The following is an 11,320-nucleotide window of genomic DNA, read 5'->3' on the forward strand; positions in this document are numbered from 1 at the left end:
ATGGAGAAGGCTATTTTGGCAGTGGCGCTGCAGAAGGAAAAGAAAGAGGCGGCTGATATTTTGGGCAATGCGGCGCTTAGGATGTCAGGACTCCAAAGCCAGGCCAAGGTACCTACAGGCATGGGAGGTGGAATACATGCCTGTGAAGTCCAGTATAATCCTGTTTCCCTGAAGCTTAAAACCCAGGGAGGCCGGGTTAAGGCCGAGAATCCCCAGGCAGCAGGACAGCCTGATTCGGCAGTACAGGCAGTATGCACAGGGAATACAACTTTATCCTTTGAATTATATGTGGATGGAACCCGGACTTTAGACACAATAAAAGCCATGCTCGGCATGCTGTCATCCGAAGAAAAACGTCAGGTTCTGTTTGCCTGGGGCAATAACGTGTTCGCTGGGGAAATATCTCAGATGAGCGGCAGCTATACCATGTTTGATCATACGGGCCAGCCTATACAGGGAAAAATAAGTATGACGATCCGGCAGGGGGGATCCCAGACGGATCTTACCTATTGGGAGCAGGCCTTTCAAAAATTTATACAGGGACTGCCGGCTGTATAGGAGGCAATACTATAGATGAAATACCAATACGATAAACTGAGACAGATTTATAATGATTTTGAAAGTCCCATTCTTTCTGTGACAGTGGAGGGAAAAAGATTTGAGGACAATAATGCCGGGATGATTATCGGCGAGTTTTACGCAGAGCTGACAAGCGGACTGGAGGCGGCGGAGGCAGTGTACCGGATTTACAACTGTACAGACTTAAAGGATGGCACGTATTTGTCTGAAGAACTGAAGCCTTATATCCTTCTGGGTTCTTATACAGTCATAGAGGCAGGGTATGAGGGAGCTGTGGAAGAGGTATTCAGGGGCTATGTGGCTAGCGTAGAGTTTGCCTGCTCTGAGGAAGAAATACCCTGTGCCTCTGTGACAATCATGGACATAAAGGGAGTTATGATGGGAAATATCGCTGAGAAGCAGTTGAGGGCCGTAAGCTGGGGAGAGGCCGTGAAAGAGATCTTAAAAGGACAGTCCTGCCGGGGCCTGGGGCAGAAGGGGCTGATGGAGCAGATAAGGGTGGACGACACACCGGATAAACAGTCCCAGGAAAAGTCAAATGTATGTCTCGAAATGACGGCTGAAAGTGACTATGAATTTGTGGTCAGGGCCGCAAAAAGGTATAACTATGAATTTTATACAGATCTGGGAACTGTCTATTTCCGGAAATCCATGCAGGAGGAAATACCGCTGATGGAGCTGGGGCCGGGAAGGGGGGTTTTAGGATACCAGATGTCCTATGATATCCGGGGCCTGGCCAGGGAGTTTGAGACAAGAGGGATGGATGACAGGAAGGGAGAGCTTATATCCTGTAAAAAGAAAAGTGCAGATAAACTTTCATCAGGGAACAGGGTCAATGCAGTCCTCTCAGGGACGGCCAAGGTCTGTATAGACGCTTCTGTTCGTTCCCAGCCAGAAGTCCAGGCAAGGACAGAGGCCTTAGCGGAAAAGACAGCCTGGAGCTTTGGGAGGCTGGAGTGTGAATGTATCGGGATTCCAGTGTTAAAGCCAGGATATTTTGTAGAAATGGCAGGATTCGGAAAAGGAGTAGATAACCAGTTTTATATCAATAAAGTGAGGCATGAACTATCTGGGGAAAAGGGGTACAGAACTCTTTTAAGTGGGCAGGCAGCCTCTGTGGGGGAATCGTAGGGTATTTGGTTTGGGAGAAGGAGAGGTAGGGTTCAACATGGAATTGCTGGATATATTAGATGAAATTCAAGGGCGGCAGATACAGAAGACCGAGACTGGAGATGAGCGTGTCTCAGGGGTAATGACCGGTATTGTAGAAGAGAATTTCAATAAGGACCTGCCCGGATATGTGAGGGTCAGAATCCCTGTGCGGGATGACCAGGCCAATGTACTGAAGTGGGCCAAGGTGGCCCGGCCGTACAGCGGAGACAGCTGGGGGTGCTATTTCCATCCAGAAAAAGGGGATCAGGTACTTCTTATATTTGAAAATGGTAATATAGAAAAACCATACGTCCTTGCCAGTATACCAAGGGATAGTGATTCTATTGTCAGAAAGGCGGCAGATGAAAAAAACCAGATTAAGGGGATTGTCACTAAAAATGGGAGTTGTATACAGTTTATAGACCATCCCGGGGACAGTGTAAAGGATCAAATCCATATCATGACAGCTGGAGAGAAGTGCAGGTTCCTTCTGGATAATGAGAGGGAGGCCATTATGGCGGAGGATAAGGAAAGGACTGTGTCTATAGAAATGGATTTGAAAGATAAGGCCATACATATTACGGCGGAGAAAAAACTGACTATCCAGGTCGGAGACAGCATTTTAGTCACCATGAATGGGGGGAACGGCGCAATAGTGGTTGAGGCAGATAAGATACAGGCCAAAGCGGGAAGGGCATTGGAGTTACAGGCCGGGGGTTCGGCCAAAATATCCGCCCAACAGGCTATGATTGAGGCTTCCTCTGTCTTAAAGCAGTCCAGCGGGGGGATGCTGACAGTGACAGGGAATCCCGTAAAGATTGGATAGTATGGGGAGTGGGATATGGAAGAGAAAAGTAATGGATACAGGGGTATGAAGTTTCCGCCCCAGGTCAATCCAGCCACAGGCTGTTTTCTAGTATCAGAAGGGGAGGAGAATGTAAAAGAATCCATCTATTTAATCCTGATGACTCAGAAATCGGAACGCTTTACAAGGCCGGATTTTGGGAGTTCCACCTTATCTTACCCTTTTACGGACCCTGCGCCTACCAGGCTCCATATGATAGAGAGGGATGTCAAACAGACGATTTTGCTTCAGGAGCCTAGAGTAAGCGATGTTACGGCTACGGCACGGTATGATGGGAAAAACCAGTCTATTGTGCTGGAAGTAGATTATGAATTGGAGGAGGGAGGCAGGGGCCGTGTGGAGTTCTCCATATAGCAGAGGACAGGACAATGTGGATAAAAGACAGGGGCAGAAAGTGCCCACCCGGGGAAGCAGCCTGGAGGAGATAAAAGCAGAAATAGTAATGGAGATGGCCCGGCTTTCTGAGTCATATGTGCCTCAGTGGAGGCTGGATACAAAGGCGCCGGATATAGGTGCCGTGATTGCCTTGATTTTTGCAGGGCAGCTTGCAGAGGCGGAGGCAGGGCGCTGTCAGTTAAAGGAAAAATGTAAAGCTTATCTGGCGGATGTGCTGGGTGTGCGCCCGGCTCCCTGTGTGCCTGCCCGTACAGTTCTGGTTTTGGATGTGGACGAAGAAGGAGCCAAGGGGGTGCCTGTAGAAAAGGGCAGTAAGTTCTATAAGGCTGGCACAGATGAGGGCCAGAGGATTCCTTTTGAAACTGTCCAAGATATTCTGGCTTCTCCGGTCAGGCTTTCTAAAGTCTTTGGGGTCAGCCAGGAACATAAAAAGATTGTGGCATATGATTTGGACGCGGGTAAAAAAGCAAGGCCTCTTTTTTCCTTTGCAGGGGAAAACTTGTACCGGGAAAGGGTCAGAGTGACTCACCCCCTATTGGATACAGGCCATGTGGACATAAAACGCCCGCCTGGCAGCCACAGGCTGGCGGCTCAAAATATAAGGCTGCAGGCCGGGGGATGGGGCATTGCCCCCCGTTTTCTCTATGATGGAAGCAGAGAATTAAAAGGGGAAGCCTGCCCCTTGTTTGGCAGGGAGATTCTCCCCTATCAGGAATGCTGGATAGAGGGGGATGATGTCTTTGCCAGAGAGGGGGCAGAAATCGCCTGTACTTTTGAACTTGGCTGGGGGAGCTGTGACACCAGGGAGAAGCAGGCTAAAAAGCAGGAATTAAAGCCAATCATGCGGCGCCGTCCAGAGGGGAAAGAGCCAGAGCCGCCGCATATCTATCCGCTGGAGATTAGTATTTCGTATTTTAATGGGGAGGGATTCTGTACATTGGATATAACGGAGGGGGATGGTATATTTACCCAAGTATTTGAAGGGAAAAAGCAGGGGAAGATTATATTCTGCTGTCCAGAAGGCTGGGAGAGGGCAGTTGTGGGGGGACGGAAGGCGCGCTGCATGCGCCTGCAGATACTTCAGGTGAAAAATGGCTATGCGCCAGGGGCCATCCATCATTATCCTGTGGTTGAGAATATACGGTTCGCCTGGTCATATGGGGAAAAAGGAGTCAGGCCAAAGGCAGTCACCCGTTTTTGGGGGAACAGGAAGGCGGAACTTAAGGAGGGGATAGAAAGAGGGGAGATGCCGGAACTGTTTGGCCCTTTCCCTTATACGGGAGAGTGGCTAGTACTGGGTTTTGACAAAGTACCGCCTCCGGGGCCAGTGGGACTTTACATGGAACTTACACCTGCAGGCGGGGGCAGAGGCCTTAAGCCCGTTTTTGAGTACTCGGCAGAAGATGGGTTTAAGCCCCTGCATGTCATAGACGGGACAGACGGATTTACAGGGAGTGGAATTCTCAGATTTTTGGTACCCTCAGATGCAGCAATGGCTACCTTTGAAGGGGAAAAGCTATTTTGGATACGTATTCAGGACTTGGAAAAGGACAGAGAGAAAAAACATTTCCCGAAACTGATTGGGTGTCTGTGGAACGCAGTGGATGCCGTGAATATGGAGGTCTCGGACTGGAAAGAGTACAGTCTGGAGCAAGTGGAGGCCAGAATAGAGGTATCCCTCCCAGAAACTTGTATTATAGATGCCCAAGTGTGGGTGAATGAAAAAAGCAGTCTCACGGAAGAGGAACAAAAACAGATGGCCGCAGAGCAGCCTGGCCGGATTCAGGCTGTATATGATATTCAGGGCCGGCTGTCTGAATTTTTTGTGAAATGGGAGCAGGAAGGCAAAGATGAGGGGGACGGCAGATATTTCAGGCTGGACCGCCAGAAACGTATATTACGTTTGGGGGACGGACAGATCCCCCCAGAGACGGAAGGGACGGCCTGGAAGATTCGGGTAGCTGCCTGTGACGGTGACAGGGGGAATATTCCGGCTTGGGCCAGCTTAGATCCTGCCCGTTCTTATTTGTTCTTAAACCGGGCCTATACTCCCACAGGAGCCTATGGAGGAAGTAAAGGAGAGTCCTGTGAGGAAATGTTAAGGAGGAATAAAGGCTTTCTGGGTATTGGGACAAAAGCCGTGTCAGGCCCAGATATTGTAGCCAGGGCAAAGGCTTTTTCCAGCCAAATTGTGGAGGCCTCTCTTTGGATGGGAGAACAGGGGCCAGACAGCCTGCTGGTACTTGTGCAGCCCTTTGGGGCAGGGGTTTTTGAGCAGTTAAGGGAACCACTGAAAGTCCATTTGGAGCAGTATGCCCCAGTCCTTTTAAAAGGAGGCCTTATAATCCGGGAGCCAGTTTTTATTCAAGTCTCTGTCCATGCCTGGATCCTGGCAGATACACATGGCGTATTAGAGGCGGAGGATATGGTTGCAGAAAGACTTCGCAGTTATCTGGAAGAAGAGCTGGGAGGCCGCAGGCGTTTTGGCATTGGCAGGCTCCCAGATGTATGGGAAGTTGAACGGGCGCTGGCAGGGGCGGCAAAAGGGATGTGCTTGGGGAGGATGCAGATTGTGGTTTCTTATACAGATGAAACAGGATATCACGAGAAAGACCTGGAAGATCTGCCTTCTATGCCCCAGGGAGTTTGTATAAATGGAAACCACCAGATCCATATAGAGACAATATGAGGAGGGAGGGTGAAATATGGCAGATACAGAAAAGAAAAATGGGCAGTATGAGAAGGCGCTGGCCAAGGCATTGGCCCAAATCCACGTATATAATGAGGAGTGGACAAACCGCCTGCCCTCAGATCCTGGAATTACCATTCTGGAAAATCTGACGGCCTTCTCTCTTCTCCTTCAGCAGGAGGTACAGGAGATGCCGGAACAGGCCCTTTCTTTCCTGGCCCGGCTTTTGGGGATGGAGAGGCAGGAGCAAAGCTGTGCAGAGGTGTTTTTGCGCCCCCGGAGAGACGGGCACAAAAGCCAGGTCGTAGAAGGGGAAAAGTTCTATCTGGGAGACACCTGTTTTGAGGCCCGTCAAGACCAGGTTTTGCCTGCTGGGGGCATAGTGGGTATTTACCGGGAGAAAAGGGGAGCCAAGCTGGTCAGGCTGGCACAGCCGGGGGCCAAATATTCTGCTCCTGTCAGAATATTTGGAGACAGGCCTGCAGTGGGGGACTGTGTATACTTTATTTTGGACGATCTTCCCCTGGGGACAGAGTATAGCCTGCAGTTTTATGTGACAGCACAGGACAACTATTGCCGCAACCCGGCTGATGGGGGAGAAGCCGTCACTTTTGCAGAGGCAGACTGGAGTTATTACACAAGAGAAGGGTATATTCAGACCTCCTGCATTGACAGTACCAGCGTGTTTTTGAAATCCGGCAGGATCAGCGTCAGGCTGAAAAAGGAGGCGGAGCCTGCCAGGGGGCAGATAGGGGAGCTGAGCGGTTTTATGATAAAATGTGCCTTGAAATCTGTTATGTATGACCAGATACCTGAAGTGAAAAATATAGAGGGGCCCTTACTATCTGTGTACGAAAAAAATACAAGAATCCTGTCCCTGGAAAAAGGGCCTGGCCAGGAAATACGCCTGCCGTCCTGTCTGGCAGAGAACAGGTACATTTTTGTCTATGCAGGAAATAATAATGATGGCTACAGACAGCTCATAGAAAGACACTGGGAACCTGGAAAGGTACAGGATGAAGAGAGGCGGATGGCCAAGGGGGAGTATATCAGGCAGGATACCAAAGAGGAAGCTATTTTTCAGTTAGATGTATGGGAGGATGCGGAGGATATTCCCCAGGCGGTAAAAGTAATTTGTATGGAGGAAGAGATGACAGTTCACAGACTGTTAGGAGTTCTATATGGGTATGACAGACAGGAATTTCCCCTTACATTGCCGGGTGAGCCGTTGTTGGGATCAATGGAAATGATGGCGGAAAGAGAAGGAGGCCAAGGGAAAAGGTTCTGGTTTTTTAAACCAGGGGATAAAAAGTGTGGGCATATTGAGTTTACATATGATTTTGGAAGCCATGCAGTCTGTATTTTGGATGCCGGGGATTTTGAAGGATGCCGGGTGTATCTCAGCCAGTATGTGCATCATGGAGGGGAAGAGGGGAACGTACTGCCCGGGAATCAGTTTTTCCGTGTTAAGGGCCAGGACAAGGATTGGTTTTATAACCCGCTCCCAGGGATGGGGGGAAGGAAGAGGGAAAAAGATGAGGGATTCAAGGCAAGAATCGCCAAGGAGAGGAAGCGTCTGGATGTGCTTGTGACAGAGGAAGATTATGAGCACGCAGTGAGGCACATACCAGATTTATGTATACATAAAGTGCGGGCCTGCACAGAGCAGGGAGGCAGAAAAATAGTTGTCTATGTAAAACCTTTTAGTGAGACAAACCGGCCAAAATTGTCCCCTTTATACAGACGGAAAATTGAGGAATATCTTGAGGGGAAAAGGCTCCTTTGCACTGGGACAGAAGTAAGGGATCCGGAATATATCGAGATAGATGTACAGGCTGAGGTGGAAGTGAAAATACAGTACCCAGACAGCCGCCAGGAGATTAGGCAGGCACTGGAGGGCGTCCTGGACTATGCAAACGGAAACCAGGAGTTTGGGCAGCCGCTTATCATCAGCCAGATTGTGGACATGCTGGAGGGCCTGCCCTGTGTGGAGAGAGTGCGCAGGCTAAGGCTGATGCCTGGATGGAATCCATTGCTCAGGGAAGAAGCCAGAGGCATGGGCAGCCGCGGGGATACTATTTGGATTCCGAATCAGGCCCTGTGCTGTCCGGGAGAGATCAGGCTGTCGGTCAAAGGGAGCAATATTCTATGAAATGTTATACGATGGGATATGCAAAACTGAGGCGGGCATGGAAGAAAGGGATAGAGGCAGGCAGGGACGGTATTCTAATATTGGATACAGATACAGACTGCCATGAGATTTGCCTGCCCTGCCTGGATGGGGGAAAGGAGGGCGCACAGTGGGGGCGGCTGCGCTTCCGTCCCGAATTGCCGGAGGGATGTATTTTATCTGTGTATGCTCTGGCAGCAGAAAATGGGGATATTATGGAAGAGTTTATGGCCGGAGATCCCGCCGCCCATACGGATGTACAGAGTTTCTTCAAAGAAAATGGGGCGGGCCCTTTTTTCAATCAGAGGGACATACTTCTCTATGAGGTTTGGGGAAGATATTTGTGGATATATATGCGAATTCAGAATGGGGCCGGAGGGACTATACAGTATATTCAGGTCATAAACCCCGGGGATCATTTTCTTAGGACATTCCCAGAAATTTACCAGGAAAGGGGAGGCAGCTTTCACAGATATCTCTCAGTGCTCTCTTCGGTCTACTATGACATGGAGGAAAAGATAAAAGAGACGGGAAAACTTTTTGACCTGGAAACTTCGCCGGGATATGTGTTGAGAGAACTGGCAGGCTGGTTTGGGATAGATATTGGGGAGGGCCTGCTTACAGAGGGAGAACTGCAAAGCCTGCTCAGGAATGCGGGGCGTTATGTAAAAATAAAGGGGACTAAGAAGGTGATAGAGGAACTGACGGAATTGCTGGTTCATGAGACACCACTGTTGATTGAGCATACAAAAGGACAGAAAATGCTGGATGTGACCCTGCTCCTTCATCAGAAACTGGCCCCCTCAGAGGAGCTGAAGCTTTTGTTTTTTCTGATACAGTTTAAGCCTGTCTATGTAAGGCTCAATGTCTTATCCTATCAAGAACCCTGGGGGATGGATGAATATTGTTTCCTAGATATCAACGCACGTGCATATTGGTGTGAGGAGGCGGTGCTTGATACAGACAGTGGGGCAGATCTATGTGCACTGGCTCAATAAAGGCTTGGAAATATAAAGAAAGGAAGTAGATATAAGATGGAAATAACAGAACAGATACAGGAAAATGAAATTTTGATACAGGTAGAGGGGCGTATTGATACAAACACAAGCAGGTTGGTGCAGGATGCTGTTCTGGACGGATTCCAGAAACATGTACATATCAGGCTGGATTTAGGAGAGGTGGATTATATATCCAGCGCAGGGTTACGGGTGCTTTTGATGGGAGAAAAGACTGCCCAGGCAAAAGGCGGGAGCCTGGTTCTTACACATATCCGCCCTTCGGTAATGGAAGTATTGGAGATGACAGGGTTTGCAAAGGTCCTCCATTTGGCCTGACAGGTGGGAATATATGTTATGGGAAAATATACAGCTATTGCGGATGTCAGTGAAGAGATCCTGCGGGTTATGCGTAAGCAGCTGGCCCCCGGCCTTATACCGGATCAAAATAGTATTGGCCTTTGCAGTCCAGAAAATTGTACAGAGTATTCGCTGTCCATATATTTATATGATTTGCAGGAGAGTGAGGAGGTCAGAACTCTGGGAATGATGAATTTAGATGATGCCAGGCAGAAGGGCCCCCCGGTTTATTTATCCCTTTATTATATGATGACAGCCTGCCTGCAGAGTGACCAGAAATTCAAGGTAGTGCAGGAGGAGAGGATTCTGGGGCAGATTATCCAGTATTTTCACGACTATCCGAAGATCAGTGCGGGCGGGGAGGAGACCAGGATGCAGATGCTGCGCATATCCACAGAAGATAAAATGAAACTCTGGAATTTCGGTAAAGCGCCTTATGCAGTATCGCTATTTTATAAAGCCTCTCCTGTTGTAATAGACTCAGCCTATATCCGCAGTGTTTCAAGGGTTAGGCGGCCCCAGATCCAGGTGGGGCGACTGGAGGAGAGAGATGGAATATTATATAGAAACAAATAATATGGAAAAGAGGGACAGGGCAGCCGCGCTGGAAGCTTTTCTCTCAGAATTTACATGGCCTGGGGAGAATAAAAAGAAGCCTGAACCGCTTCTGCTCTACGAGGGAGAGTTAGAGCGCCTTGTAAATATAGAAAAGGCAGGGGACTGTTTTTATCCCCGCCTTATTGTGGTGCGCGGGGAAAGAGGAAGTGGAAGGAAGTTACTTTTAAGACATCTGTTCTATAGATGTAATATTAGGGTTCTGTGGACAGAGTACAGCCTACTTTTAAAGAAATATGAAGAGCACGGAGCGCTTCTGGTTAAAATGCTGGAAGAAAAAATAAGGACTGGGGGGTACCGGCTCTGTATATGTGGAAAAGAAGGGGCGGAAGATGACGCCTTATGGGAAGGATTGCTTGAGGGATTGGCCAGGGCGGGGATTTCCTGTTTTATTACCTCTGCAGAACCTGGCCCAGGCCTGGGGGGATTCAAATGGGAACTGGCCGAATTTGTCCTTGCCTCTCCCGGGACAGAAGAAAGAATCCGCCTGTGGGAGTATTTTCTGTCTTTTTACCCTAGAGAACAGACTATAGAGGCAGCGCTCCTGGCGGAGCAGTACAATCTGAATGGAGGCAGTATAAAAGCGCTTTTACGGACAGCAGGATTATACCGGGATGGCCAGGGCAGGGAGGTGTTGGCTGAGGAGGATATAGCTGAGGCAGCCAGCGTCTATAGGCAGGACAGTATGGGGAATCTGGCGAGGAAGCTCCCCTGTGTCTTTAAGTGGGAGGATCTGGTTATAGATGATAGGGCCCGGGGGCAGCTTGAGATTCTCTTAAACCAGGTGAAATACAGATATGTGGTAGGGAGCCAATGGGGATTTTATGAAAGGAGGCCTTATGGAAATGGGGTCTGTGCTTTATTTTATGGCCCGCCGGGGACTGGTAAAACAATGGCCGCCCAAGTGATTGCAGGGGAACTTGGCATGGAGCTCTACCGGGTTGATCTGTCTCAGCTAAGCAGCAAGTATATAGGGGAGACACAGAAGAATATCAGCCAGATATTTGACCAGGCCAGGAAAAGAAATGTGATATTGTTTTTTGACGAGGCAGATGCAGTTTTTGCCAGGAGGACAGAGATAAAGGATGCCAATGACCGCCATGGAAACAGTGAGACCGCCCATCTTCTGCAGCGGCTGGAGGAGTATGAAGGCATGACTATACTGGCCACGAATCTGAAAAACCAGCTGGACGATGCGTTTAAGAGGCGGATGAAAATGGTGGTACATTTCCGCCTGCCTGATAGGAAGGCAAGAGAAGAACTGTGGGAAAAGGCTTTTCCGCAAAAGGCACCGCTGGATAAAGGCGTGAATCTTAAATTTTTTGCTGAAAAGTTTGAAATTTCAGGTAGCGAGATCAGGGAAATTGCACTGGATGCCGCTTTCATGGCAGCTTCCGGGGAGGGAAGTATTACAAGGAACCACATATGCCAGGCCATGGTACTATGTTTTGAGAAATATGGAAGAGTGTTATTAGAGTCGGATTTTGAGGAGGTATAAG

The 11,320-nt window shown here is 49.0% G+C and carries 10 protein-coding genes; all 10 read left to right on the top strand.

What is annotated here, in order from left to right; genetic code table 11:
• The 10 genes from EFA47_RS06505 to EFA47_RS20150 are packed head-to-tail and all read left to right on the top strand — an operon-like array spanning position 1 to position 11,319.
• On the top strand, positions 1 to 558 hold the full coding sequence (locus EFA47_RS06505) for a CIS tube protein (RefSeq protein WP_122642533.1): 558 nt from the start codon (positions 1 to 3) through the stop codon (positions 556 to 558).
• A 15-nt stretch (positions 559 to 573) separates the two neighbouring features.
• Positions 574 to 1,710 carry a phage late control D family protein gene (locus EFA47_RS06510; protein ID WP_122642534.1) on the top strand — a complete coding sequence of 379 codons (1,137 nt, stop codon included), beginning with the start codon at positions 574 to 576 and terminating at the stop codon, positions 1,708 to 1,710.
• A 10-nt stretch (positions 1,711 to 1,720) separates the two neighbouring features.
• Positions 1,721 to 2,557 carry a phage baseplate assembly protein V gene (locus EFA47_RS06515; RefSeq protein WP_164689937.1) on the top strand — a complete coding sequence of 279 codons (837 nt, stop codon included), beginning with the start codon at positions 1,721 to 1,723 and terminating at the stop codon, positions 2,555 to 2,557.
• Between the two features lie 15 nt (positions 2,558 to 2,572).
• Entirely contained in the window at positions 2,573 to 2,950 is a 378-nt protein-coding gene (locus EFA47_RS06520) for a GPW/gp25 family protein (RefSeq protein ID WP_122642536.1), read from the top strand.
• Positions 2,904 to 5,681: a baseplate J/gp47 family protein gene (locus EFA47_RS06525; protein WP_164689938.1), complete on the top strand. Its 2,778-nt coding sequence runs from the start codon at positions 2,904 to 2,906 to the stop codon at positions 5,679 to 5,681. The genes EFA47_RS06520 and EFA47_RS06525 overlap by 47 nt, the downstream gene beginning before the upstream one ends.
• A 16-nt stretch (positions 5,682 to 5,697) precedes the next feature.
• A complete protein-coding gene (locus tag EFA47_RS06530; protein WP_122642538.1) occupies positions 5,698 to 7,833 on the top strand; it encodes a baseplate J/gp47 family protein in 2,136 nt (711 codons plus the stop codon).
• Complete coding sequence (locus EFA47_RS06535; RefSeq protein WP_122642539.1) at positions 7,830 to 8,849, top strand: hypothetical protein; 1,020 nt, start codon at positions 7,830 to 7,832, stop codon at positions 8,847 to 8,849. Before EFA47_RS06530 ends, EFA47_RS06535 begins: the two co-directional genes overlap by 4 nt.
• A gap of 36 nt (positions 8,850 to 8,885) precedes the next feature.
• A complete protein-coding gene (locus tag EFA47_RS06540) occupies positions 8,886 to 9,185 on the top strand; it encodes an STAS domain-containing protein (RefSeq protein WP_122642540.1) in 300 nt (99 codons plus the stop codon).
• A gap of 18 nt (positions 9,186 to 9,203) precedes the next feature.
• Positions 9,204 to 9,782 carry a DUF4255 domain-containing protein gene (locus EFA47_RS06545; protein WP_122642541.1) on the top strand — a complete coding sequence of 193 codons (579 nt, stop codon included), beginning with the start codon at positions 9,204 to 9,206 and terminating at the stop codon, positions 9,780 to 9,782.
• Entirely contained in the window at positions 9,757 to 11,319 is a 1,563-nt protein-coding gene (locus EFA47_RS20150; RefSeq protein WP_122642542.1) for an ATP-binding protein, read from the top strand. Before EFA47_RS06545 ends, EFA47_RS20150 begins: the two co-directional genes overlap by 26 nt.
• Position 11,320: the final 1 nt, after the last annotated feature.

It is taken from the genome of Luxibacter massiliensis, from assembly GCF_900604355.1.
Lineage (GTDB): Bacteria > Bacillota > Clostridia > Lachnospirales > Lachnospiraceae > Luxibacter > Luxibacter massiliensis.